Annotated in this window: 25 protein-coding genes; 15 read left to right on the top strand and 10 right to left on the bottom strand. The window is 63.5% G+C overall.

The window, feature by feature from the left end; all coding sequences use genetic code 11:
- Window positions 1–15: 15 nt before the first annotated feature.
- The 3 genes from eda to AC097R_RS16500 all read left to right on the top strand — a co-directional run bounded on the left by eda (window position 16) and on the right by AC097R_RS16500 (window position 1,703).
- Window positions 16–657, top strand: coding sequence for a bifunctional 4-hydroxy-2-oxoglutarate aldolase/2-dehydro-3-deoxy-phosphogluconate aldolase (gene eda, locus AC097R_RS16510; RefSeq protein WP_479599281.1), 642 nt, complete (start codon window positions 16–18; stop codon window positions 655–657).
- Between the two features lie 340 nt (window positions 658–997).
- Window positions 998–1,246: a hypothetical protein gene (locus AC097R_RS16505; protein ID WP_479599280.1), complete on the top strand. Its 249-nt coding sequence runs from the start codon at window positions 998–1,000 to the stop codon at window positions 1,244–1,246.
- Window positions 1,247–1,265: 19 nt separating this feature from the next.
- Window positions 1,266–1,703 carry a DUF1801 domain-containing protein gene (locus AC097R_RS16500; RefSeq protein WP_479599279.1) on the top strand — a complete coding sequence of 146 codons (438 nt, stop codon included), beginning with the start codon at window positions 1,266–1,268 and terminating at the stop codon, window positions 1,701–1,703.
- A gap of 24 nt (window positions 1,704–1,727) precedes the next feature.
- Here AC097R_RS16500 and AC097R_RS16495 read toward each other — a convergent pair whose 3' ends face one another.
- Window positions 1,728–2,000 (bottom strand): YciI family protein, encoded by a 273-nt coding sequence (locus tag AC097R_RS16495; RefSeq protein WP_479599278.1) that lies wholly within the window; start codon window positions 1,998–2,000, stop codon window positions 1,728–1,730.
- A 184-nt stretch (window positions 2,001–2,184) separates the two neighbouring features.
- Window positions 2,185–2,811 carry a LysE family translocator gene (locus AC097R_RS16490; protein ID WP_479599277.1) on the bottom strand — a complete coding sequence of 209 codons (627 nt, stop codon included), beginning with the start codon at window positions 2,809–2,811 and terminating at the stop codon, window positions 2,185–2,187.
- A gap of 90 nt (window positions 2,812–2,901) precedes the next feature.
- Between AC097R_RS16490 and AC097R_RS16485 the strand changes: the two genes are divergently transcribed.
- The 4 genes from AC097R_RS16485 to AC097R_RS16470 all read left to right on the top strand — a co-directional run bounded on the left by AC097R_RS16485 (window position 2,902) and on the right by AC097R_RS16470 (window position 7,366).
- Window positions 2,902–3,873, top strand: a complete 972-nt coding sequence (locus tag AC097R_RS16485) for a helix-turn-helix transcriptional regulator (RefSeq protein WP_479599276.1) — start codon at window positions 2,902–2,904, stop codon at window positions 3,871–3,873.
- Window positions 3,874–4,108: 235 nt separating this feature from the next.
- The gene (locus AC097R_RS16480; protein WP_479599275.1) at window positions 4,109–5,827 is read left to right on the top strand and encodes a hybrid sensor histidine kinase/response regulator; all 1,719 of its coding nucleotides are present in this window, start codon (window positions 4,109–4,111) and stop codon (window positions 5,825–5,827) included.
- Window positions 5,824–6,651, top strand: a complete 828-nt coding sequence (locus AC097R_RS16475; protein WP_479599274.1) for a response regulator — start codon at window positions 5,824–5,826, stop codon at window positions 6,649–6,651. Before AC097R_RS16480 ends, AC097R_RS16475 begins: the two co-directional genes overlap by 4 nt.
- Entirely contained in the window at window positions 6,635–7,366 is a 732-nt protein-coding gene (locus AC097R_RS16470) for a Crp/Fnr family transcriptional regulator (protein WP_479599273.1), read from the top strand. The genes AC097R_RS16475 and AC097R_RS16470 overlap by 17 nt, the downstream gene beginning before the upstream one ends.
- A gap of 6 nt (window positions 7,367–7,372) precedes the next feature.
- On the opposite strand, the gene gloA is transcribed toward AC097R_RS16470, so the two are convergent.
- Window positions 7,373–7,786: a lactoylglutathione lyase gene (gene gloA, locus AC097R_RS16465; protein WP_479599272.1), complete on the bottom strand. Its 414-nt coding sequence runs from the start codon at window positions 7,784–7,786 to the stop codon at window positions 7,373–7,375.
- Between the two features lie 26 nt (window positions 7,787–7,812).
- Window positions 7,813–8,367: a PaaI family thioesterase gene (locus AC097R_RS16460; protein ID WP_479599271.1), complete on the bottom strand. Its 555-nt coding sequence runs from the start codon at window positions 8,365–8,367 to the stop codon at window positions 7,813–7,815.
- Window positions 8,368–8,438: 71 nt separating this feature from the next.
- Between AC097R_RS16460 and AC097R_RS16455 the strand changes: the two genes are divergently transcribed.
- From AC097R_RS16455 to AC097R_RS16440, 4 genes are read left to right on the top strand one after another with little or no spacing between them, the layout of a single operon-like run.
- On the top strand, window positions 8,439–8,921 hold the full coding sequence (locus tag AC097R_RS16455) for a MarR family winged helix-turn-helix transcriptional regulator (RefSeq protein ID WP_479599270.1): 483 nt from the start codon (window positions 8,439–8,441) through the stop codon (window positions 8,919–8,921).
- Complete coding sequence (locus tag AC097R_RS16450; protein WP_479599269.1) at window positions 8,914–10,146, top strand: MFS transporter; 1,233 nt, start codon at window positions 8,914–8,916, stop codon at window positions 10,144–10,146. Before AC097R_RS16455 ends, AC097R_RS16450 begins: the two co-directional genes overlap by 8 nt.
- The gene (locus AC097R_RS16445; protein WP_479599268.1) at window positions 10,143–11,555 is read left to right on the top strand and encodes an MATE family efflux transporter; all 1,413 of its coding nucleotides are present in this window, start codon (window positions 10,143–10,145) and stop codon (window positions 11,553–11,555) included. Before AC097R_RS16450 ends, AC097R_RS16445 begins: the two co-directional genes overlap by 4 nt.
- Window positions 11,556–11,593: 38 nt before the next feature.
- A complete protein-coding gene (locus AC097R_RS16440; RefSeq protein WP_479599267.1) occupies window positions 11,594–11,974 on the top strand; it encodes a cupin domain-containing protein in 381 nt (126 codons plus the stop codon).
- A 20-nt stretch (window positions 11,975–11,994) separates the two neighbouring features.
- Here AC097R_RS16440 and AC097R_RS16435 read toward each other — a convergent pair whose 3' ends face one another.
- Both AC097R_RS16435 and AC097R_RS16430 read right to left on the bottom strand, forming a co-directional pair.
- Window positions 11,995–12,615 (bottom strand): Rossmann-fold NAD(P)-binding domain-containing protein, encoded by a 621-nt coding sequence (locus AC097R_RS16435; RefSeq protein WP_479599266.1) that lies wholly within the window; start codon window positions 12,613–12,615, stop codon window positions 11,995–11,997.
- Window positions 12,578–14,350: a DEAD/DEAH box helicase gene (locus AC097R_RS16430; RefSeq protein WP_479599265.1), complete on the bottom strand. Its 1,773-nt coding sequence runs from the start codon at window positions 14,348–14,350 to the stop codon at window positions 12,578–12,580. Before AC097R_RS16430 ends, AC097R_RS16435 begins: the two co-directional genes overlap by 38 nt.
- Window positions 14,351–14,644: 294 nt before the next feature.
- Between AC097R_RS16430 and AC097R_RS16425 the strand changes: the two genes are divergently transcribed.
- The 3 genes from AC097R_RS16425 (at window position 14,645) to AC097R_RS16415 (ending at window position 21,003) form a co-directional block, all read left to right on the top strand.
- Window positions 14,645–16,873: a DUF1631 family protein gene (locus AC097R_RS16425; protein WP_479599264.1), complete on the top strand. Its 2,229-nt coding sequence runs from the start codon at window positions 14,645–14,647 to the stop codon at window positions 16,871–16,873.
- 76 nt (window positions 16,874–16,949) lie between these two features.
- Complete coding sequence (ettA, locus tag AC097R_RS16420; RefSeq protein ID WP_479599263.1) at window positions 16,950–18,611, top strand: energy-dependent translational throttle protein EttA; 1,662 nt, start codon at window positions 16,950–16,952, stop codon at window positions 18,609–18,611.
- Window positions 18,612–18,645: 34 nt separating this feature from the next.
- Complete coding sequence (locus AC097R_RS16415) at window positions 18,646–21,003, top strand: DUF1631 family protein (protein WP_479599262.1); 2,358 nt, start codon at window positions 18,646–18,648, stop codon at window positions 21,001–21,003.
- A gap of 5 nt (window positions 21,004–21,008) precedes the next feature.
- On the opposite strand, the gene AC097R_RS16410 is transcribed toward AC097R_RS16415, so the two are convergent.
- Entirely contained in the window at window positions 21,009–22,364 is a 1,356-nt protein-coding gene (locus tag AC097R_RS16410) for a TAXI family TRAP transporter solute-binding subunit (RefSeq protein WP_479599261.1), read from the bottom strand.
- 44 nt (window positions 22,365–22,408) lie between these two features.
- A complete protein-coding gene (locus AC097R_RS16405; RefSeq protein WP_479599260.1) occupies window positions 22,409–22,927 on the bottom strand; it encodes a flavin reductase family protein in 519 nt (172 codons plus the stop codon).
- 190 nt (window positions 22,928–23,117) lie between these two features.
- On the opposite strand from AC097R_RS16405, the gene AC097R_RS16400 reads away from it, so the two are divergent.
- The gene (locus tag AC097R_RS16400) at window positions 23,118–23,855 is read left to right on the top strand and encodes a M14 family murein peptide amidase A (RefSeq protein ID WP_479599259.1); all 738 of its coding nucleotides are present in this window, start codon (window positions 23,118–23,120) and stop codon (window positions 23,853–23,855) included.
- Window positions 23,856–23,858: 3 nt separating this feature from the next.
- Here the strand turns inward: AC097R_RS16400 and AC097R_RS16395 are convergent, their stop codons facing one another.
- On the bottom strand, window positions 23,859–24,155 hold the full coding sequence (locus AC097R_RS16395) for a hypothetical protein (RefSeq protein ID WP_479599258.1): 297 nt from the start codon (window positions 24,153–24,155) through the stop codon (window positions 23,859–23,861).
- A 6-nt stretch (window positions 24,156–24,161) separates the two neighbouring features.
- Window positions 24,162–24,905, bottom strand: coding sequence for an amino acid ABC transporter ATP-binding protein (locus AC097R_RS16390; RefSeq protein ID WP_479599257.1), 744 nt, complete (start codon window positions 24,903–24,905; stop codon window positions 24,162–24,164).
- Window positions 24,906–24,908 lie beyond the last annotated feature (3 nt).

The raw sequence follows: 24,908 nt of genomic DNA, 5'->3' as shown, positions 1-24,908 counted from the left end.
ATCTGGAATTTCTCTATGTCTAATGCCCCCGCCTTTACCGCCCTGCAAGTCATGCAGGACGCCCCCGTGATCCCCGTGATCGTGCTGAACGACGTGGCCCACGCCGTGCCCATGGCCCGCGCCCTGGTGGCCGGCGGCGTGCGCATGCTCGAAGTCACGTTGCGCACCCCACAAGCCCTGGCCTGCATGGAAGCCATTGCCCGCGACGTGCCCGAAGCCGTGGTTGGCGCCGGCACCGTGCGCAGCAAGGCAGACGCCCAAGCCGCCGCCAACGCGGGCGCGCGTTTTGCCGTCAGCCCCGGCTACACCAGCGCTGTGGGCCAGGCCTGCCGCGACCTGGGCCTCTCGCTGTTGCCCGGTGTGGCCACCGGTAGCGAAATCATGATGGCGCAGGAAGACGGCTTCACCCAGCTCAAGTTCTTCCCCGCCATGCAAGCCGGCGGCCCCGCCATGCTCAAGGCCTGGAGCGGCCCGTTCTTCGACGTGAAGTTCTGCCCCACGGGCGGTGTGACGCTGCAAAACGCGCCCGAGTTTCTGGCGCTGCCCAATGTGGTCTGCGTGGGCGGTTCGTGGATCGTGCCGGCGGACGCGATGGTGAAGGGCGAGTGGGACAAGATCACGCAGCTGGCCAAGGATACGCAGGCACTGCGCAAGTAAGCGCTGCACTGACGATGGAATGAAAAGGGGGCTGCGGCCCCCTTTGCTATTGCGGAAGCAGCTATGAAATGAATAGCAGATCCGATTCCTCATGAATCTTCAATCCCCGACTTCTTTGGCCTGGTGACTAGTCTCATGTATAAATTGAAGACACATATCAACCGGGAGCAGCGGTGCGCAAAACAAGACTTCTTTGCAAGACGATTGCTATATTCAAAACACGCCCAGCCACATGACACGCTGTCCACATTGCTTGGGGCAAGGGATCACGTCCTGGGCCAAGCGATGCTCGAGCCGTGAGCATCCTGCGACCTGCAGTCTTTGTGGCAAGTTGTCGCACGTGATCGCAAGCACCAAGTCCGGGATTCCTGTCGCGACGCTGCTCCTGGCCGGTGCCTTCTTCCTTTTTGGCGCTGGTATGAATATGGCTGCGCTGGGCCTGGTGGGCATTCCGTTGGCTTGGTTCTACAACGTCTGGGCTTGGAAAAATGCGACGCTCTGGCCCATATCGGGCGAAAGTGCAAAGGCTTCTCGACAGGGCAACTGGATAGTGAATGCGTTGGCACTTTTGGGCATCTTCTGGTCGTGAGCAACGTCGCGAGATTCGTATGACGCCATTTACCCACCCCGAAGTCCAAGCCAAGTTCGACGCCTACCCACCGGTGCCTCGCAAACGGTTACTCGCGCTCCGTGAACTCGTCTTCCGTGTTGCCGCAGCCACGCCCGGGGTAGGGGGGATTGAAGAGTCGCTGAAATGGGGTGAACCGACCTACACTACGCGCAACAAGGCTGGCAGCCCCTTCCGGATGGACTGGAAGGAGAAAGCACCCCACCAGGTCGCGATGTACTTCCACTGCCAGACGGGTCTGGTGGAGATGTTCAAAACCATGTTCCTCCAAGACTTCAGGTTCGACGGCAACCGGGCGCTGGTCCTTATGCTGTCCGGCAAATTGCCTGAGGATGAATTGGCGGTTTGCATCGCTGCTGCGCTCACTTACCATCTCAAAAAACGGCAACGCAAGCGCGCAGCTACTGAGATTAATTGACCCGCATGAACTCGCCGTGGAGTTTCAATCTGGCATGTGCGCAAGAGGCCACACCTCAACCACACCGTGGGCTACGGCACACGGCGTGGCGGAGACGATCCGGATAGCGTCCTGCAAATCCTTGGCCTCAATGACGGCGAACCCGGCGATGGGAAGATCACTGCGCATGAATGCGCCGGCTGTGGTCTGCAGGCCGCGATTCTCGGTGTTGCGCACCTGCACTGGGGCGCCGGCAATGCCGATCAAAGCGCCGTCGGCTTTCATGCGTGCATCGTGCGCGTGTGCAGCGTCTCGCACGGACGGGCTTGTCCGTTGGTATCCCGCCTCGTCCCCGTAGCCTATCGTGATGAACTTCGCCATGCATCGTCTCCCTGTTCGTATCAGACAGTAGGAAAATTCTCGCTCGGATGCAAGCTATGAACGGTCCGTTGTATTGCCAGATGTAAGGGGCCGCTTTGGCCACTGGTTGCCATTGACGGCATCAAGCCGCCCGCCAGCCCATCCACAAGGTCCACACTGCCGTCAGCACCAGCAAGCCACCCAACCCATGGCTGAACGCCGTCTGGCTGGACGAGCTCCCACGCAGCCACACGCGCAATTGCGCGGCCGCCAGTGCCACGCCACCGTACACCGCGATCTGCGCCGCAGCAGTGATGGCACCCAGCGCGATGGACTGGGCGGCGATATGGCCCAGCTGCGGGCGGATGAACTGTGGGAATACGGCCAGCATGAAGAGGTAGGCCTTGGGGTTCATCAGACAGGTGAGGGTGGCGCGCACCAAGGTGCTGTGCCAGGGGCGGGAGGGCTGGTCTTGCACTTCGGACAGCGCCTGCGTGTTGCGCAGCAAGCCGTAGCCCATCCACGCTACATACAGGCTGCCGGCCAGCAGCAGGGCGTTGAACGCCATCGGCAAGTGCTGCAACAGCAGGCCCACACCCAGCGCCCCCATGGCCACATGCACCATGCCGCCCAGCACAATGCCTGCTACCGCGGCAGCGCCTGAACGCCGGCCGTCTACTAACGTGCTGGCCAGCACAAAGGCCATGTCCATGCCCGGCAGCACCACGATGCCCGCTACCAAAACCGCGTAAAGCCAGAGGTGTTCCATCTCGATTCCTTTTCAATGCATGAAGATGGGAGTGAGTGTGTGCAGTAATAGCTGCCACCGAATGTCAGCTTTTATGGCTACCATGCAGATATGCGTGCCAGCCGCCTTTTGACCATCCAGATGCTTCTGCAAACCCGCGGGCGCATGAGCGCGCAGGCGCTGGCCCAGATGCTAGAGGTGTCGGTGCGCACGCTGTACCGCGATGTGGACCAGCTCACCGCGGCGGGTGTGCCCATCTATGCGGAGCAGGGCCGCAACGGTGGCTTTCAGTTGGTGGAGGGCTGGAAGACCACGCTCACGGGTTTCACCGCCTCCGAGTCGCAGGCGGTGTTCATGAGCGGGCTGGCGGGGCCCGCGGCCGAGCTGGGCCTGGGCCAGCAAGTGGTGGACGCGCAGCTCAAGCTCATGAGCGCACTGCCCGCGCACCAGCGCGACGACGCGCAGCGCGTGCAGGCCCGCTTTCACCTGGACCCCGCCGACTGGTACCGCGAGGCGGACCCGGTGCCGCATCTGGCCACGGTGGCTGCCGCGGTGTGGCAAGAGCGCCAGCTGAGCCTGCGCTACGACAGCTGGAAGGCCGAGGTACAGCGCACCGTGCACCCGCTGGGGCTGGTGCTGAAGGCGGGCGTTTGGTACCTGGTGGCCACCTCTGACGCGAAGCCGCGCACCTACCGCATCTCCAACATCCTGGGCGCCGAGTTGCTGGACAAGGCCAGCACGCGGCCCAAGCAGTTTGACCTGCCGGCCTATTGGACCGAATCCATTCAGCGCTTTGAGGCCGAGCTGTACCAGGGCCATGCCGTGGTGCAGGCCACCGCCCAGGGCGTGAAGCAGCTGCGCCAGCTCAGCAGCGCGGTGGCCAAGGCCGTCGTTTTGCAAGCACTGCCCATGCAACCAGGTGAGACCGTGCGCCTGAGGATACCGATAGAAACCCTGGAGAACGCGAGCTACCAGCTGCTGCGCATGGCGCCCGATGTGGAGGTGGTGTCGCCCATCGCCCTGCGCCGGGCCATAGGGCAGCGGCTGAAAGCGATTCAGGCTTGCTATGCGGGCAATAAATAGACAAATAGGCCTCTGGCCCTCGTAGATAGGGCGCTAGCAGCTATCATTTTGATAGTAAATAGGCGCAGCGTGGCCGCGTTTTGAAGGCCTATGTTCGGTAACGCACCTACATGCGGCCGAGGGATGGATAAGGTCCGTCCATTGTCTGTGCGCCAAACCACACACCTACGGGGCTTCCAACCGTGGGACCCGATGGGCGCAGCGAACGGACCACGCCCCCACCACGGAAGCATCCATGCCAGAAACGTTCCCCCAGGCGCCCGCCAGTGGCGCCTTGTCGGCTTTCAGCCCGAGCCACGAGTTGTTGCGCCAACAGGCTTGGCTCAAGACCGGGGCCTTGCAAAGTGCCATCCTTACCAGTGCCAATTTTTCCATCATTGCGACCGACGAGAAGGGCATCATCCAGCTCTTCAACGTGGGGGCGGAGCGCAAGCTCGGCTACCTGGCAGCCGAGGTGGTCAACAAGATCAAGCCCAGCGATATTCAGGACCCGTTGGAGGTGATCGCCCGTGCGCAGGCGCTGAGCGCCGAGCTGGGCACCACCATTGCCCCGGGCTTTGAGGCCCTGGCGTTCAAGGCCTCGCGCGGTATTGAAGACATCTACGAGCTGACCTACATCTGCAAGGACCGCAGCAGTTTTCCGGCCATTGCGTCTATCACCGCGCTGCGCAATGAGTACGAAGACATCATTGGCTACCTGCTGATTGCCACCGACAACTCGGTCAGAAAGCAGGTGGAGGCCAACCTGAAGCTGGCAATGGCGGCCGCAGAGCAGGCCAATCTGGCCAAGTCGGATTTCCTGTCGGGCATGAGCCACGAGCTGCGCACGCCGCTGAGCGCGATTCTGGGCTTTGCGCAGTTGATCGAATCGGGCATGCCACCGCCCACGGTGTCGCAGAAGCGCAGCCTGGACCAGATCCTGAACGCGGGCTGGTACCTGCTCAAGCTGATCAACGAAATCCTGGATCTGGCGCTGATCGAGTCGGGGCGCTTGTCGCTGTCGCCCGAACCCGTGGCCCTGCGCGAGGTGCTGCAGGAATGCGAAACCATGTGCGAGCCGCAGGCGGCCAAGCGCAATGTGCAAATGCACTTTCCGCTGGTCAGCACCCACTACTGTGTGCGCGCCGACCGCACCCGGGTCAAGCAGGTGGTCATCAACCTGTTGTCCAACGCCATCAAGTACAACCGCATCGGTGGCCGCGTGACGCTGACCTGCACTGCGCTCTCGGTAGAGCGGATTCGCATCGCCATTGAGGACACCGGAGAGGGACTGACGGGAGAGCAACTGACCCATCTGTTCCAGCCCTTCAACCGGCTGGGCCAAGAGGCCAGTGCCGAAGAAGGCACCGGCATCGGCCTGGTCATGACCAAGCGCCTGGTGGAATTGATGGGCGGCAGCATCGGGGTGCAAAGCACAGTGGGTGAGGGCAGTGTGTTCTGGTTCGAACTGAACCTGACCAGCGAACGGCAGGCGGATGCCCACGGCCCCGAACTCAGTGGCGCAGTGGCCATGCCCCCGTCGGACAGCGTCCATGTGTACACCTTGCTTTATGTTGAGGACAACCCCGCCAACCTGCTGCTGGTGCAGGAGCTGATTGCGCGTCGGCCCGATATCCGTTTGCTCAGTGCGCCCGATGGCATGAACGGCATTGCCATGGCGCGCGCGTCGCAGCCCGACGTGATCCTGATGGACATCAACCTGCCGGGCCTGAGCGGCATCAAGGCCATGAAGATTTTGGCGGACGACCCCGCCACGGCCCACATTCTGGTGATAGCGCTCAGCGCCAATGCCATCCCGCGCGACATAGAGCGCGGGTTGGAGGCGGGCTTTTTCCGCTACCTCACCAAGCCGATCAAGGTCAATGAGTTCATGGACACCCTGGACATGTCGTTGAAAGTGGCAAAAACACGCATGGGAGCAAATAAGAATGAAAAACAGGAACAGACACCATGATCACTACAGCGGAAATTTTGGCGGCGCATATTTTGATAGTGGACGACCAGCAGCCCAATGTGGCGCTGCTGGAGCAATTGCTGGAGAGCGCGGGCTACACCCATGTGACCTCCACCTCCAACCCGCGCGAGGTGTGCGGCTTGCACCGTGACAACGCGTACGACCTGATCCTGCTGGATTTGCAGATGCCCGGCATGGATGGGTTCCAGGTGATGGAAGGGCTCAAGGCCAATGTGGCCGAAGGCTACCTGCCGGTGATCGTGCTGACCGCACAGCCGGGCCACAAACTGCGCGCGCTGCAGGCGGGGGCCAAGGACTTCATCAGCAAGCCTTTTGACTTGGTGGAGGTGAAGATACGCATCCACAACATGCTGGAAGTACGGCTGCTCTACCGGCAACTGGGCGAGTTCAACACGGCGCTGGAACTGGCCGTACACCGCAGAACGCAAGAACTGCAGGAAAGCGAGGCACGCTACCGCAGCCTCACGGAGTTGGCCTCCGACTGGTACTGGGAACAGGACGAACACGGGGTGTTCACCAAAGTCTCGGGCCCGGTGCTGGACATGCTGGGCATCCGGGTGGACACCTTGCTGGGGGACCCCGAGGAGGAGCCCACCGAGGGTTGGAATGCGGAAGAGCGCGCCGCGCTGCAGGAGAAGATCGCCGCGCGCCAGCCTTTCCTGGATTTTCTGTTCCACCGTGTCCACCCCAATGGCCTACGCCAGCAGTTCCGGGTCAGTGGGGAGCCGATGTTCAACCGCTCGTGCACGCTCATTGGTTACCGTGGTATCGGTGTTGAAGTGCGATATGACGCTCCAGCATGAGCCTCGCCACAACCAACTGCTTGGCGCTTTGCCTGCGGCCGATTTCGCACGCATTGCCGACCACCTGGAGCTGATTCCGCTGCGCGTGGGGGCCGCACTGTATGAGCCGGGTGTGCCGTTGCGGCACGCCTATTTCCCCACGACGGCCATCGTCTCATTGCACTATGTGACCGAGTCAGGCGCCATGGCCGAAAGTGCCAGTGTGGGCAATGAGGGTGTGGTGGGGGTCTCGCTGTTCATGGGGGGCGACACCACCAACGGTTCTGCGGTGGTCATGACGCAAGGGCATGCCTACCGTTTGGCTGGGCATCTGCTCAATGCGGAGTTCCTGCGGGCAGATTCTTTGATGCGCTTGCTGCTGCGCTACACCCAGGCGCTGATCACGCTGGTGGCGCAAACCTCAGTGTGCAACCGCCACCACAATGTGGAGCAGCAGCTGTGTCGCTGGCTCTTGATGACGGTGGACCGCCACCCCGGGCGTGAACTGGTCATGACGCAGGAGCTGGTCTCCAATATGCTGGGTGTGCGGCGGGAGAGTGTGACGGAGGCCGCCGGGCGCTTGCAGCAGGTGGGCTATATCCGCTACCGGCGTGGACACATTGCGGTGCTGGACCGGCACGGGCTGGAGTCGCGCGTGTGCGAATGCTATGCCGTGGTCAAAAAGGAATTGACGCGCCTCTTGCCGGATGCACGCCGCACGTCAACCAACCCGTGAGTTGTTTTAGCGCAGTCCGCCACCAGCCGCTTGCTCTGCGCGCTGGATCAGCTCAATCTTGTAGCCATCGGGGTCGGTTACAAACGCAATCACCGTGGTGCCGCCTTTGACGGGGCCGGCTTCGCGCGTCACGTTGCCGCCCGCCGCCTTGATCTTGGCGCAGGCCGCGTACGCATCAGGCACGCCCAGCGCGATGTGGCCGTAGGCGGTGCCCAGCTCGTAGCTTTCCACGCCCCAGTTGTAGGTGAGTTCAATCTCGGCCTGGCCGGGGTTGCCGCCGTCAAAGCCGAGGAAAGCAAGGCTGTATTTGTACTCGGGGTTCTCCGAGGTGCGCAGCACCTGCATGCCGAGCACGCTGGTATAGAAATCGATGGAGCGTTGAAGGTTGCCAACGCGCAGCATGGTGTGGAGGAATCGCATGCCAGACATTGTGCCGCAGCCTGCGTTTACCCGGGCAGCTTGAGGTCAAACACCAGGCAGGTGGTGGTGGCATGGGCGTACAGCGTGCCGTCGGGGCCGTAGAGGCGGGCCTCAGCGGTGGCAAGCTGGCGGCCGCAGTGGATGACCTTGCCTTCGGCGCGGATGCGCTGCACCTTGGGGCCAATGGCCTTGACCAGGTTCACGCCCAGTTCGGCCGTGGTGTAGCCGCGCCCGGGCAGCATCATGGTGTGCACGGCGCAGCCCAACGCCGAGTCCAGCAGCGTGGCGTACCAGCCACCGTGGATGCCGCCCATGGGGTTGCGGTGGGCAGGGCCCGGGGTGCCTTGGAACAGCGCGCGGCCTTCGGACACTTCCAGGATGGTGAAGTCCAGCGTCCTGGCAATTTCGGCATAAGGCAGCTCGCCGCGCAGCATGGCCTGCATCTGCTCCATGCCGCTCAGGGGCAGGATCTGGTCCGGGCGGGCTACACCGGGGCCGGGACCTGCGTTCAGTCGGGCGACGACAGCGGCCTCTTCGGCCAGCCAGGCGTCCAGGGTGGAGGGATTGGTCATGGTGTTCATGGAAATCTCGTCAATAGGGTTATTAAAAATACATTGTTGCATATGCAACTGATGTAGCTACAATAATTGACATGAAAACCCTTGTCAAGCCAACCGCTGTCGCGGATGTTCCCAAGCCACAGGGCTGCACGAACCTGAAGCTGCGCCAACTGATGCGCCGCGTGGCCCAGCACTACGACGTGGAGCTGGCCAAGACCGGCTTGAAGACCACGCAGTACTCCTTGCTGTCCCATGTGGTGAAGCTGGGGCCGATTCGTGCCGTGGATTTGGCGGGTGCGATGCGCATGAGCACCTCCACGCTGTCGCGTAATTTGCAGCCCCTGATCGCCAGCGGCTGGATTGAGGTGAACGCGGGCGATGACGCACGCAGCCGCCTCATCAGCGCCACCGAGGCCGGCCAGACCAAACGCACCGAGGCGCAGCGCAAATGGCGCATTGCGCAAGAAGGCATCAACGCCACGTTGGGCATCGAACGCGTGATGGCGCTGCATGCGCTGATTGACGAATCCCTCGAATTGCTATCCCCCCTGGACTCTGGAGAAGACGATGTCTGATGCACCTACAACACCTTCCACCTCACGCACCTGGTCCGTCTGGGTGGTGCTGCTGGCCGCCGCGGGGGCCTTTGCACTGACCATGGGCGTGCGCCAGACCATGGGCCTGTTCCTCAGTTCGCTGAACACCTCCACCGGCCTGGGCGTGGGCAGCATCAGCCTGGCGTTTGCGTTTGGCCAGCTGTGGTGGGGGCTGACGCAGCCGTTTGCCGGTGCTTTTGCCGACCGCGTGGGCGCCGGGCGCGTGCTCTTACTGGGAGTGTCATTGGTGGCACTGGGTACCTTCATCACGCCTTACATGACGACAACAGCGGGGCTGATTTTTGCCATTGGCGTGCTGGCCGCGGGTGGTGCGGGCATGGCGGGCCCTGCAGTGCTGATGGCAGCCACCACGCGCCTGCTGCCCGCCAACAAGCGCGGCATGGCCACCGGCATCGTGAATGCGGGCGGCTCGTTCGGACAGTTCGTGATGGCACCTATCGCGGGTGCGCTGATGGTCAGCCTGGGCTGGGGCGATGCCATGCAGGTGATGGCGGGGCTGGTGCTGATCGCGCTGCCCGCGGCCTTCTTTCTCCAAGGCAATAACGTGCAGGTAGCGGCGCCTGGCGTCAAGTCCATGGGCACGGGAGACGCGGTGCGCCTGGCGCTGCGCACGCCCAGCTTCCTGCTGCTGGCTGCAGGCTTTTTTGTCTGCGGTTTCCACGTGGCGTTTCTGGCCACGCACTTGCCAGGTGTGGTGGCTGCCTGTGGCCTGCCCACGCAGTGGGGCGCCTGGGCGCTGGGCATTTTGGGCCTGTTCAACATTGTGGGCAGCATCGCCATGGGCTGGGCCGTGGGCCGTTGGCGCATGAAGTCGCTGCTGTCGCTGGTCTATGCCGTGCGTGCCGTGGCCGTGCTGGTGTTTCTCTTCGCGCCCAAGACCGGCCCCGTGGTGCTGGTGTTTGCTGCGGTGATGGGCGTGAGCTTTTTGTCCACCGTGCCACCCACGGCGGGCTTGGTCGCCAAGTTCTTTGGCACGGCTCACATGGCTACGCTGTTTGGCCTGGTGATGCTGACACACCAGGTGGGCGGCTTCCTGGGCGCGTTTTTGGGTGGCAAGGTGTTTGATGCCACCGGCAGCTACAACTGGATCTGGTACGCGGATATCGTGCTGGCGGTGGGTGCGGCGCTGATCCATTTGCCGATCAAAGAGGCCAAGTTGCCTGCACGTGCGGTGGCCGCATGAGCACCGCCGCGACGGGGCAGGGCGCACTCGACCCGCGCACCCGTTTGCTGCTGGAAGGCCCTATCGTGCCCACCCTACTGCGTCTGGGCGCGCCCATGGTGTTGGTGATGCTGGCGCAAGCGGCAGTGGGGTTGATTGAGACCTGGTTTGTCGGCAAGCTGGGCACCGATGCGCTGGCCGGTATGGCGCTGGCGTTCCCGGCGGTGATGCTGATGCAGATGATGTCCGCAGGCGCCATGGGCGGCGGCATTGCATCGGCCATTGCCCGCGCCCTGGGGGCGCGCCGCCGTGACGACGCCAATGCACTGGTGTTCCACGCGCTGGTCATCGCGCTGTTGTTTGCTGCGGCGTTCACGCTGACGCTGCTGCTGGGCGGGCGCTGGCTCTATACCCGCATGGGCGGAACCGGTGCGGCCTTGGAAGCCGCGTTGATGTACTCCAACTGGGTATTCGCCGGGGCGGTGTTGGTGTGGATGTTCAATTCACTGTCCGCCATCATCCGCGGCACCGGCAATATGGCGGTGCCTGCCCTGGTCACGGTGGGGGGGCTGGTGCTGCTGGTGCCCTTGTCGCCCTTGCTGATCTTTGGCTGGGGCCCGGTGCCTGCGATGGGTATCGCCGGCGGGGCCTTGGCACTGCTGGTGTACTACGCCGTGGGCACGCTGGTCCTGGTGGCCTACCTGCGCTCCAGCCGCAGCCTGCTGCGCATCGAGTGGGCGCATTGCACATTGCGCTGGCCGCTGTTCAAGGACATCTTGCGGGTCGGCGTGATTGGCGCGGTGTCCACCGTGGCCACCAACGTCTGCATCGGCATTGCCACGGCGCTGTCGGGCGCGTTCGGACCTGCCGCGATTGCCGGCTACGGCACGGCGTCTCGCCTGGAATACCTGCTGGTGCCGCTGGTGTTTGGCCTGGGGGCACCGTTGGTGGCCATGGTGGGGACTTGCGTGGGCGCAGGCCAGCGCGAGCGGGCCATGCGCGCCACCTGGATAGGTGCAGGCCTGGCGATGGCGCTGTCAGAGGCCATTGGCATTGCGGCAGCCATCTTCCCTGCTGCTTGGTTGTCCTTGTTTGATAGCGACCCAGCCATGATTGCTGCGGGTTCGCGCTACCTGCAGATCGTGGGACCGTTCTACGGCTTCTTTGGCCTGGGGCTGGTGCTGTACTTTGCATCGCAAGGTGCGGGCAAGCTGCTGTGGCCGGTGATCGGCAACGCCGCACGCTTGGTGGTGGCTGCGGCGGGTGGGCTGCTGGCTTTGCACTGGGGTGGTGATTTGGGCATTGTGTTTGCGGCGCAGGCAGCCGCCATGGTGGTGTACGGCGTGGTCAACGCCTATGCCATTGCCGGGGGCGCGTGGTTTGGTCGCCCTGGCTGGCCGCGCATGCCGGCGGCCTGGGCAGGGGCCTAGGGGGGCCTAGGGCTGCGGTCGGTAGTAAGCTTGTGGCCATGACCACATTCACCAAAGTAATCTTGTTTACCGACACTGACGGCCGCGCCCGCTTCAAGGAAGAGGCCGTGCCGCTGGACCAGGGCACACCGCAATCGTTGCTGTCCGAGGTGTTTGCCACCGGTGGCTACCAGCTGCGCACCAGCCCTGTGGGCTTTCGCAGCCAGTTCCATTGCTCGGGCCACACGCAGTGGTGCTTCATCCTGCAGGGGCAGATGGAGATTGGTGTGCACGGTGAATCACGCATCTTCAAACCCGGTGAGCATTTCTACTCTGCTGATCTGCTGCCCGAAGACGCCACGTTTGACCCCGCCATCCACGGCCACTGGAGCCAGCAGGTCGGGCCGGATGCGTTGGTGACCCTGTTTGTGCGTGGTTGAGCGCAATTGCGCGCGGTGGATTAACCGCGGTTGGCGGCACCCTGCAGTGCCCCTGAATGAATGCGCTGCACGCCGGGGCGTCCAGCCTTGACGGCTTGAACCAAGCCTGCGGCTACGTCCGTCACCAAGATGGATCGGTAGTTGGCCGGAATCAGAGGCCCCAGCCAGCGTGAAATAGTGAGGGCCCAGACCTCACCGTTGCGCACCGGTTGGTCCAATGTGGCCCGGTCGCCCGCCAACATGGACGGCTGCGCGATGGACACACTCTGGTAGCCAATGGCCGACACCGCAGCTTCCATCTCGCCCTTGGTCCGGTTGTAGAAAATGCTGGACTTGGCGTCCGCGCCCATGGCACTGACTACTCCTAATTTAGTAGCGCCTCGCGCATAGGCTGCGCGGGCTACAGCCACAACTGCCTCATAGTCGACGGCGCGAAAAGCCTGCTGGCTGCCCGCCACCTTGATGGTGGTACCCAGACAAATAAAAACATCGTCGGTCCGCGGCAGCTCGGGGAGCGCCGCGAAGTCGACGATGTGTTGGGTCAGCTTGGGGTGTGTAAGGGGCAGCGTGCGCCGCCCCAGACTGTGCACCGCGCTGGTGTGCTTATCGGCTAGAAGAGCCGCCAGAACCTCGCGGCCCACGAGACCCGTTGCCCCCGCCACCAAAGCCACCCGAGCGACCGCCGCCGCCGAAGCCTCCGCCACCACCACCGTATCCGCCACCGCCATTGCCGCCTCCGTTGCGGTTTCCACCGCCGTAACTGCGGCGAGCGCCGCGTTCGGCCATCATATCCACGCTGGTGCGCATCGGGTCAGGCTGACCGGCTGGCGCGCGTGGTGCGCGCGGTTCGTTGGCAAAGCCCGCAGGCTGGCCCATGCCGGGACCACGACCGCGGCCTTGGCCCTGGGGAGGGCGAGCGCTTTGGGGGCGTGGAGGCTGGAACTCGCCGCTGCGGTCGGCACCACGGCCTTGGCCGCCGCCGCCATTGCCACCGCCATTACCGCGTTGGCCCTGGCCACCACGGCCGCCGCCATTTCCACCGTTACCACCACCATTGCCACCGCCGCCGGAGCGTGCACCGCCCTGGCCAGCCTTGCTGTCACGCACGCGTTGCAGCATTTCAGTACGGGCGGCTTTGGCAGCAGCCTGCATCACGTCGCGGCTAGGCGGCTTGCCTGCGCCGCCCCAAATAGTCTGGCGGCCCATGGCAATGGGTTCACCCTTTTCGCCGGGCTCAGGGCCGAAGCCGTCGATAACCTTGACGTCGATCTTTTGCTTGGTGAAGCGCTCGATGTCCTGCATGAAGCCTTCTTCGTCCAGGCACACCAGGTTCACCGCGGCGCCATCGGCCCCAGCGCGGCCGGTGCGGCCAATGCGGTGCACATAGTCTTCGCTGACGTTCGGGATTTCGTAGTTCACCACGTGCGGCAGGTCGTCAATGTCGATACCGCGGGCGGCAATGTCGGTGGCCACGAGGGCGCGCACATCGCCGCTCTTGAAACCCGACAGCGCCTGGGTACGGGCAGCTTGGCTCTTGTTGCCGTGCAGCGCCATGGCAGTGATGCCATTCTTTTCCAGGAACTCGGCCACGTTGTTGGCGCCGAACTTGGTGCGGGTGAACACCAGAACCTGGCTCCAGTTTTGCTCGTTGATGATGTGGGCCAGCAAGGCCTTTTTCTTGCCGCGACCCACGGGGTGAATCACCTGGGTGATGCGTTGCACCGTGGTGTTGCGTGGCGTTACTTGCACGCTTTGCGGGTTCTTCAGCAGGCCGTTGGCCAGTTCGCGGATTTCATCGCTGAAGGTGGCAGAGAACAGCAGGCTTTGCTTTTCCTTGGGCACTAGGGCCAGCACCTTCTTCACATCGTGGATGAAGCCCATGTCCAACATGCGGTCGGCTTCGTCCAGCACCAGCATTTGCACTTGGCCGAGGTCCAGCATGCCTTGTTGTGCTAGGTCCAGCAGACGGCCGGGGGTGGCTACCAGGATGTCCACGCCCTTTTTGACTTTGGAGATTTGGGGGTTCATGCCCACGCCGCCAAAGATGACGGTGGAGGACAGTTGCAGGTATTTGCCGTACTGGCGCACGGACTCTTCCACCTGGGCGGCGAGTTCGCGGGTGGGGGTCAGCACCAGGGCACGGATGCCGGTGCCGCCAAATTTGTTTTGCGCGCTGCGGCTCATGGAGAGGCGGTGCAGCAGGGGCAGGGTAAAGGCTGCGGTCTTGCCGGTACCGGTCTGGGCGCCGCCGAGCAGGTCATGGCCTTCCAGCACCAGCGGAATCGCCTGGGCCTGGATCGCGGTGGGGGTCTCGTAACCTTGCTCACGCACGGCTTTGACAATGGCAGGGGCCAGGTTCAGTTCTTCGAAGTTCATTAGATAGATGCGTCCGTCCGGGACGCTTGGGAATCGGCCGTTCTGCAGGCACAAAGGCCGGCAGTCAGTCAAAGGCAGATGGATTCAAAAGTGGGACGCCCTGTGTCGAGGGGTCCCCAGCAAGGTGCTGGTATTGCGGGCAACTGAAGCGCCGCAATGGGGTGTATTGTCGCATGGTCTGGCCCAGACCCCGAAAACAAGGGCTTGGCACCGTGTAAAACAGGGGGTTAAAGTGCGGTAACAAACTGTCAGACCACTGGCACAGCAGGCCCGTATGTGGAGAATGTCGGCACAATGAAAAAATACCTTTTGCGGCGACTGGGTGTGGCCCAGGACCCTGGGCAAACCAAGCCTTCGCTGCAAACCTGCATTGAGGCGGTGTTGGACCAAAGCGATGCGCTGATGGACGATGTGCTGTCGGGGTTGCAGTCTGCCCTGTCTCCCGTCAACAGCAAAAACCTGCATGCCCGGCAAAACCCGGTGCGCCGCGCCACGGTCGAGCTGCTGCAGCAGCGCCAGACCGAACTCAAATCCATTTTTTCCCAATCTTTGCGTGCGGCGGTCTATGGTGGCGACACCCAGCGACGCGTCAGCCCGGCACGGGTCAAGTTTGACGATTTCCAGTTTCTCGAAGACGAACAGATCGACGCCAACATCGAACTGGCACTGACCGAGCAAGAGGTCCTCTCCGCGGTGGAGGATGTGCTGCCCGCCCTGAACGCGTATGTCAGCAGTCTGCTGGGCTGGTCCAGTGTGCAGCCCCACCTGAACCCGATCAAGCCTGAGGCGTTTGTATTTTCCCTGCGCGAGGCGCTGGGGCAGCTGGTGCCCGAAGACGAAGCCCGTGGCGCCGTGATGACCCCTGCGGCCGGGCTGCTGGGCGCGGCCCTGCACCAGCTGTACCGCGAGGTGGCGGATTGGCTGCGCTCCCAGGGAGTAGAACCCGTGGCGTCGGCCACCTCCAGCACCGGCCCGTTTGGCGGGCAGGTCAAAGTGGCGGAAAACTCGGTGACCCGCACCCTGCTGACGCTGGACAAGCTGCGCCGTCTGCTGTCGGGCGAGCTGGACCCCAGCGGTGCAGCCAGGGGCATCAAGGATTTCACCCACACCGTGCCGGCTTCGTTCCTGGCTCTGGAAGACATGAAGCTGGTGGAGCCCATGATGAAGCGCTTGGCGGAGCGCGCCAACCTGTCCGGCCAGGTGTCACCCAAAGCCAAGGCCCACGGCAGGGAAGCGGCGAAAGAGGGCGTGCAAGGCCGGGCGCTGGGCCAGCAACTGGGCGAAGAAGTCGTGCGCCTCATGCTGGAAAACCTGATGCAAGACCGCCGACTGCTCGCGCCGGTGCGCCAGGGGCTCAAAAGCATGGAGTCCGTGCTCATCCGGCTCTCGCAGTCCGACCCCCGGTTCTTCAGCGAGAAGAAACACCCCGCGCGCCTGTTCCTGGACAAGATCACCAACCGCAGCCTGGCCTTTACCTCCGAGGACGAACCCGGCTTCAGCCGGTTCCAGAAGACCTTTGACAACGCGTTCAGCGTGCTGACCGGGGGCGAGGGCGATGCCAACGCCTTTGCGCGTTTGCTGCGCAAGCTGGAAGATGGCTGGACACTGGATGAAAAAGCGCAGCGTGCCCGCGCCGAAGAAGCGGCCCGTGGACTGCTGCACGCAGAGCAACGCAACTTGCTGGCCGAGCGCTTCAGCAAGGATTTCAGCGAGCGCCTGAGCCGCAAGACCGTGCCCGAGCTGGTGGTGAAGTTTCTGCAAGGCCCCTGGGCCCAGGTGGTGGCGGAGTCCCAGTTGCGCTGTGCCGATGGCACGCAGGATGCGGATGGCTACCTGGCGCTGGTGGATGACCTGATCTGGAGCGTGCGCTTGCGCCTGGCGCGGCGCAACCGCTCGCGCCTGGTGGAACTGGTGCCCCAAATGTTGGTGAAAATTCGGCAGGGCCTGCAGCTCATCGAGTACCCGGAAGACCGCATCCCCGTGTTTTTCGACGGACTGATTGCCGTGCATGAACAGGTGTTTGAGAGCGCCAGGGGCGCTGCCCAGGAAGCCGGTGCGGTGCCCCCCGAGGCTGTGGTGCCAGGTGCCGACGAAGACGACGATGCGGGGAGCTCGGAGCCGGAGGGCTTTTGGATGGCCGAGAGCGAGGCTACCGATTCAGGCTTTTTGCGCGATGGCTTTGAACCCCCACCCTCGCTGCCCGAGGTGGCCGAAGTGGCGGACCCCGCGCTGCAGAGCGCTTGGGGCGCCGACAGCTTGCAAACCGGGTCATGGGTGGACCTGGCGCTGGCTGGGCAATGGGTGCGTGCCCAGCTCACCTGGGCCAGCCCGCACCGCACGCTGTTTATGTTCATTTCGTCGGGGGGCTTGGCGCATTCCATGTCTCGCCGCACCATGGACCGCTTGCGTGGCCTCGGGCTGATCCACCTGGTGTCGGATGGCCATGTGATGGACAACGCGCTGGACGCGGTGGCCCAGGCGGCCTTGCGCAACGACCTCGGAAACACCGCCGGCACCAGCTAATTCCGGGGCCGCCCGGCCCAACCGGAGTGCGGCAGTCGATAATGTGGGTTTTCCCGCTGAAACAACCAGACTCGCAATGGCCCAATACGTTTTCTCCATGAACCGCGTCGGCAAGATCGTGCCGCCCAAGCGTCACATTCTTAAAGACATCTCTTTGAGCTTCTTCCCGGGCGCCAAAATCGGCGTGTTGGGGACCAACGGCTCCGGCAAGTCCACCTTGCTCAAGATCATGGCGGGCATCGACAAGGAAATTGAAGGCGAAGCCATTCCCATGGCTGGCCTCAACATCGGCTACCTGCCGCAGGAACCCCAGCTGGACCCCACCCAGACCGTGCGCGAAAGCGTGGAAGCGGGCATGGGCAAGGTATTTGCCGCCAAGGCACGCCTCGAAGAGGTCTACACCGCTTACGGCGCCGAAGACGCCGACTTCGATGCACTGGCCGCCGAACAGGCCGAGCTGGAAGCCATCATTGCCACCGCTGGCACTGATTCTGAACACCAACTCGAAATCGCCGCCGATGCGCTGCGCCTGCCCCCATGGGATGCCAATATTGGCGTGTTGTCCGGTGGTGAAAAACGCCGTGTCGCGCTGTGCCGTTTGCTGCTGTCCAAGCCCGACATGTTGCTGCTCGATGAACCCACCAACCACTTGGACGCCGAATCGGTGGACTGGCTGGAGCAGTTCCTGCAACGTTATCCGGGCACCGTCGTGGCCATCACCCACGATCGTTACTTCCTGGACAACGCGGCCGAATGGATTCTGGAGCTGGACCGCGGCTCCGGCATTCCGTACAAGGGCAATTACTCCGACTGGCTGACGCAAAAGGGCGCCCGCCTGGAAGCCGAACAAAAGGGCGAGGAAGCCCGCGCCAAGGCTCTGAAGAAGGAACTGGAATGGTCGCGCCAGAACCCCAAGGCGCGCCAGGCCAAGAGCAAGGCCCGTCTGGCCCGCTTTGAAGAACTGAGCGATTTCGAATACCAGAAGCGCAACGAAACCAACGAAATCTTTATCCCCGTGGCCGAGCGCCTGGGCAGTCAGGTCATCGAGTTCAAGGGCGTGACCAAATCGTTTGGTGACCGCGTTCTGATCGATAACCTGAGCTTCAACATTCCCGCAGGTGCCATCGTCGGCATCATTGGCCCCAACGGTGCCGGTAAATCCACGTTGTTCAAGCTGATCGCCGGCAAGGAAAAGCCGGATTCCGGCGAAGTCGTGATCGGCTCCACCGTCAAGATGGCCTTTGTGGACCAGCACCGCGATGATTTGTCCAACGACAAGACGGTGTGGGAAGACGTGTCCGGTGGACTCGACATCCTCAACGTCGGCAAGTTCCAGATGGCCAGCCGTGCCTACTGCGGCCGTTTCAACTTCAACGGTGCGGACCAGCAGAAGAAGGTTGGCATGCTGTCCGGCGGTGAACGCGGTCGTTTGCACCTGGCCAAGACGTTGATCGCTGGCGGCAACGTGTTGATGCTCGATGAGCCGTCCAACGATCTGGACGTCGAAACCCTGCGCGCGCTGGAAGACGCGCTGCTGGAATTCGCCGGCACTATGCTGGTGATCTCCCACGATCGCTGGTTCCTGGACCGTATCGCCACCCACATCCTGGCCGCCGAAGGCGACAGCCAGTGGACGTTCTTTGACGGCAACTACCAGGAGTACGAGGCCGACAAGAAGAAGCGTTTGGGTGAAGAGGGCGCCAAGCCCAAGCGCATGCGCTACAAGGCCCTGAAGTAAAGCTGTTCCATCCCGCCTGTAGAGTGCCCACGACATGACTGAGCCGACCCCCCAGTACGCTGCCCTGTACCAAGCCACGGTGAGGGAGGCTGCTGCGGGAGGCGGGGCCATCATGGGCAAGCTGATTGCTGCGGTGCGCAAGTCGCTGCACACCCGGGTTGCGGGTGCGCGCGACATGCGCGAGCGCGATGTGCACGAGGAGTCGCTCAAGCACCTGCTGGTACAAGAGCCGGTGTTGCGCGCCCAGTACCCGCAAGTGCTGCTGGAAGCCTTCAACAAGCCAGTGCCCACTGCGAAGGCGCCCAATCTATCTTTGGCCGAGGTGCACTTTGACCAGCTGGAGCTGATGGACGAAGTGCAGGTGCAGGAAAGCGTCAACATGGCGCGTGCCCAGCAAATGGCCATGCTGGCGGCGGAGGCCAGCTTGGCTGATCTCAACACCCTCATTTGTGCCACGCTGGGCCTGGCCACCGTGCGGCCCGAGCGCAACCCGCTGCGGCCTGAGATTTATCTGCAAGCCCTCAAACAAGTCGTGGAGCGCCTGGCCGTGCCTGCCGCGGTACGGCTGGACTGGCTGACCACCATGGGCGTGTCTTTGGGTAGCGAGCTGCGCGAGCTGTACACCAGCCTGTCGCAGCACATGCGCTCGCAGGGCGTGGTGGCAGCCGGCTATGCCGTGGTGCCTACGCCGGGCGGTGGCACGTCTGGTGGTGGGTCTAAGAGTGCGACGGCGCAGGCCATCAGCTCGGGTGCACCCGGCAGTGCCGCGCGCGAAGCCTTGGTGGCATCCGAGATGCGGGCCGCGCGGCGGGTGAGCGACCCGGCGCTGCTGACCCTGGACCGCTTGCGCCGCCTGTTGGCCGGAGAGTTGGACCAGCACGGCACGCCGCACCGGGTGGCGGCCTTTGCCCAGCAATTTTCCCGTGAGTTTGAGAGTGGCGGTATGCCCATGCCGGGGGCTGACCAGGATTTTGACGCCACCATGCCGGCCGCTTTGGAAGCGTTGACCGAAATGAAACAGGTGGACCGTGTGGTTCAGCGCCTGGAGCAGCGGCGCAGCGCGGGCACGCTCGTGGCCCCCGATGAAAAAGCGGCCCACGCGGCCCGAGAGGCGATACGCCGCAGCGCTGCAGGCATTGCGCAGGCCCTGAGCCTGGAAGTGGTCAACCTGATGGTGGACAACATCGCCCGCGATCCGCGCCTGGTGACACCGGTGCAGCAGGTCGTGCGTGGCCTGGAGCCCGCGTTGATGCGTCTTGCGCTGGTAGACCCACGCATCTTCACCGACAAGGAGCATGCGGCCCGCGTGCTGGTGCAGGAGCTGACACACCGCAGTCTGGCATTTACCTCGCCCCAGAGCCCGGGTTTTGCCGAGTTCTACCAGCAGGTGCAAGACGCCTTGGCCCCCGTGGTGGATGCCGATATCACCAGCGCCGAGCCCTTTGAACATGCACTGGCGGATTTGCGTCAGCTCTGGGACGCCAAAGCCCGGCAACAGGAAGCTTCCCGCGCGCAGGCCGTGCGGGCCTTGCAGCAGGCCGAGCAGCGCAACCTGCTGGCGGAGAAGATTGCGCGCGAAATTGACTCCCACCCGGATGCCGCCAAGGTGCCCGAGGTGGTGATTGCCTTTTTGTGTGGCCCCTGGGCCCAGGTGGTGGCGCAGGCCCGCCTGCAGGTCGGTGCGGGCTCAAGCGTGGCGGACAAATACCAGGCGCTGATTTCGGCAACGCTGTGGAGTACCCACCCGGATCTGGCCCGTATGAACGTGTCCAAGCTGACGCGCCTCGTGCCGCTGTTGATCAGCACCCTGCGTGAAGGGCTGGACACCATCCGCTACCCGGTCACCAAAACCAGTGCCTTCCTTGAAGCCCTGATGGGCTTGCACCAGTTGGCGTTTCGCGCAGGTGCCAAGCCGGCGGAGCCCCAGGCCGCACCGGCGCAGCCTGCTGCTGCCGTGGCGCGCACCCGTCCGGTGGAAGATGGCGACCCCTGGGTGGCCCCCGAAGAGGCCCACGATTCCAATTTCATCGAATTGCCAGAGACTGCAGAGAGCGCCGAGGCTGTGGCTCCTGCGGGCACGGCAGAAACCCCGAGCACTGCACCGATTGAACCGGTCGTGGCAAGTACGGGCAGCTTGCCCCTGGGCTCATGGGTGGAGCTGATGGTGGGTGAGCAGTGGGTGCGCACCCAGCTCACCTGGGCGAGCCCGCATGGCACGCTGTTCCTGTTCACCAGCAGTGCAGGCACCACCCAGTCGATGACACGACGCACGCACGACAAACTGGTGGCCGGTGGTCAGCTGCGCGTGATTTCCGGGCAGCCTGTGGTGGACGGCGCGCTCGATGCCGTGGCCCAGCAGGCCATGCGCAACAGCATGGACTCCACGCTGTAGTCGTTCTACGCAGCTTTGCCGGTCAGTTTGGCCTGCAGCTTTTGCCGCACCAAGCCAATGTGGTTGCGCAGGGTGTACAGCTCGTCGGTGTAAGACAGCGGCACGATCACCTTTTCTACCTTGGCTTCCAGGGCTTCCAGCTCTTCCAGCAGCGCCGGCGCCTGCTCGGTGTCCTTTTCCAGCCGCTCTTCAATCTCGCGCAGCTGGCCATACCAGCGGAACACGCGCGAGCGCACCCGGAACGCATACAGTGGCGGTGCAATCTTGCCCAGGGGCAGCAGCACGGCAATGATGATGCCCATGGCCAGCCACATGCGTTCGATCAGGTTGGCCAGCGTGAACGGCAGGTAGCGCTGCAGCGAGGGCGTGCCGTTGCGCAGCGTACGCTCGGCCTCAGGGGCCAGCGGGTATTCGGCATTGGCCGCGTTGGGGAATTCGCGGGCGCGGTTGAACCAACCGCCCTGGCCATGGACCTGAAGCGCCGCCTGGGACAGCAGTTGGCGCAGGGCAGGGTGCACGCCGTCGCGTGCCAGCATGCTGGTGGTGGTGGCGATCAGGTGCACATCCTCTTTGGGCATGTTGCGCGCCAAATCGACAATGCCGTTGGGCAGCACGACCGGACTGACAAAGGGCAGGCGCCGCGCGTAGGCCTCGTTTTGCGAGAAATCCATGAGCCGGATGCCCGGCGTCTGCAGCAGCATTTGCACAATCGGCGCTTCCGGGGCCGAGGCAAACACCACGGCATCAAGCTGGCCGTCCAGCAGCTTGACGGTGGCCGGCGTTTGTTCCAGCTGTGACAACTTGAGCGTGCGGGGCTCCACACGGTTCATGTCCAACAGGGTTTGCATCAGCGTGGGCACGCCGCTGCCGGCCGCACCCACGTTGACGCGCATGTGGGCCAGCTGGGTGAGTGAGCTCAGGCGCCCGCTGGGGACCACGGCGCGGGCCGACGCTGTGCGGTAAAACAGCCAGATGGGTTCCACAAACAGGTTGCCCAACGTGACCAGCTCCTCGGCCTCGTCATCGGGCACATTGCCACTGCCGGTGCCACCCTGCACAAAGCCCGCGTCGGCCTGGCCGGTGCGCAGTAGGCTCAAGTTGGCGGAAGAGCCTTCGCTGGGCAACAGCACCACGTCAATGCCGCTGGCCGCCAAGGCCTTGGCGTACCGCTTGCCCAGCTCGGCGTAGGCGCTTTGTTCGGGGCCGGTGGCCAACGTCAGGCGCTTGGGCGGCATGGGGTCTAGCCACCAGTAGGCCAGCCACAGCAGTCCGGCCGCGGCCAGCACCAGCGGGCTGGCAGAGGTCAAGAGGTCCCGCAGGGACAGTAGGACGTGGCGTACGGAGCGGGGCAAAGAGGGCATGCGACTGGCTATCTCTATCTAGGGGGAGGCAATGGGGCGCCGCTTTACAGCGGGTGTTCGGTGTAGAAACGCCCGCCGTGGAATAGCAGCGGGGACGCGCCTGCACGGTGGCTGCAGCGTTCGACTTCACCCACAAAAATCACGTGGTCGCCTTCTTCGTAGCGACTGCGGTTGAAACATTCGAACGTAGCCGCCGCGCCCTCCAGCAGGGGCGCACCGCCAGCACCGGTGGTGAACGCTACATTGGCGTAGCGGTCACCTTCACGGGCGGCGAACTGGCGGGCCAACGCCTGCTGGTCGGCGCCCAGGATGTTGATCGCGTAGTGCGAACCGGTGCTGAAGGCGGCCATTGAACCTGCCGTGCGGGCCAGGCTCCACAACACCAGAGGCGGGGAGAGCGACACCGAGTTGAACGAGTTGGCGGTGAGCCCGACCAGGCTGCCATCGGGCGCGCGGGCCGTCACGATGGTCACACCGGTGGCGAACATACCCAGGGCCAGACGGAATTCAGCGGACGAGAAATTGGGGGGCACCGCGTGCTGCGGCGAGGGGGGCGACGACATGCACGCAATTTAACTGCTTTTGACCAGCTCCCGCAGTCGCCTGTGGTGAAAACTCCGGTCACCAGTGCCCTCTACAATCCGGCCTATGCACATCCGAACCTTGGCGGCCTGTTTTTTTGCTATCGTTTCAATAGCTGCTCGTGCAGATATGGCGAGGGCTTGCGCCGATTATTCTTCCAAAATTCCGAGTGTGAGCGCCGGCATGTGCGAGGCGGCCGCGCTGCACGATATGCAGGTGCGCTCGGTACAGGGGCGCACGCTGTGGGGGCGCGACATCCAGCCCGCAGACGCTAATTTCCGGGTTTTGGTGGTGGGGGGCATCCATGGGGACGAGATGGCATCTTCCTCGCTGGTGTTCCACTGGATCGCACTGGCGCAAACGCCGCCCGCGGACATGGCGCTCTCGGTGCACTGGCGCTTCATTCCCGCGCTGAACCCCGATGGCCTGTTTGCCCGGCCCTCACGCCGCACCAATGCCAATGGGGTGGACCTGAACCGCAACTTTCCCACGCCCAACTGGGCGCGCGACGCCCGCGAGTACTGGGAGACCCGCACCAAGCGCGACCCGCGCCGCTGGCCTGGTAACAAGCCGCTGTCCGAACCCGAATCACGGTTTTTGCTGGAGCAGATGGACAGCTTCAAACCCAACCTGATCGTCAGTGTGCATGCGCCCTACGGCGTGCTGGACTTTGATGGTCCGTCGGTGCCACCCAGCAAGTTGGGTCGGCTGTACCTGGACCAGGTGGGCATCTTCCCCGGGTCGTTGGGCAACTACGGCGGCATCCACAAGCGTGTGCCTGTGGTCACCATTGAGTTGCCCAGTGCCTCCCGCATGCCGCAAGAGGCCGAGACGCGGCAAATGTGGATGGACCTGCTGCGCTGGACCACCGACCGGCTGGGCCCCGCCCACGTGGCCGCCACGCCGTAAGGGTTAGCTGTTTTGCTGGCCCGTGCCCAGTTGGGCGCTGGCTTTGTCCAACCAGATCTGCAGGTTGTCCAGCAGGCCCTGCTGGCTGAACGAGCAGCTCTCTTCCGAAAACAAGGCGCTGGATTCGAGCCGGTCCAGAAGCTGCAGCAGTACTTCCCGGTAGCGCGGCCCCAGTGCGTCCAGCAGGGCGTGCTGGTTGCGTGCCAGGTCCGACAGCCCGTGCGCACCCAGGCTGCCACCGCGCAATTGGGCCAGCCCTGCGCTCAGGACCTCCCATTGCTGTTGTACCCGTGTGGTCACGGTGCTTCAGTGGCCCAGAATCTTGGACAGGAAGTCCTTGCTGCGGTCGCTTTGCGGGTGGTTGAAGAACTCGTCGGGTGTGTTCTGCTCCACGATCTGGCCCTGGTCCATAAAGATCACGCGGTCAGCCACGGCCTTGGCAAAGCCCATTTCGTGGGTGACGCAGATCATGGTGATGCCGTGGCTGGCCATCTCCACCATCACGTCCAGCACTTCCTTGATCATCTCGGGGTCCAGCGCACTGGTGGGCTCATCGAACAGCATGATCTTCGGAGTCAAGCACAGCGCGCGGGCAATCGCCACACGCTGCTGCTGGCCACCGGACAGCTGCAGCGGGTACTTGCTGGCCTGCTCGGCAATGCGCACGCGGCGCAACTGCTCCATGGCCTTTTCTTCGGCTTCCTTCTTGGGCATCTTGCCCACCCACATGGGCGACAGCGTCAGGTTCTCCAGCACCGTGAGGTGGGGGAACAGGTTGAACTGCTGGAACACCATGCCGACTTTTTTGCGCACGTCGTCGATGGCTTTCACGTCGTCGGTCAGCTCCACGCCGTCCACGGTCAGGTGGCCCTGCTGGTGCTCTTCGAGGCGGTTGATGCAGCGGATCAGCGTGGACTTGCCGGAGCCGGAGGGGCCGCAGACCACGATGCGCTCGCCCTTGGTCACGGTCAGGTCAATGTCGCGCAGCACGTGGTAGTTGTTGCCGTACCACTTGTTGACTTTGTCGAAGGTAATGATGGGTTCAGACATATT

The organism is Rhodoferax sp. ZS1R25, assembly GCF_056521335.1.
Note: the sequence above shows the minus strand (reverse complement) of the source record. Positions and strands in the feature narration are given on the sequence as shown.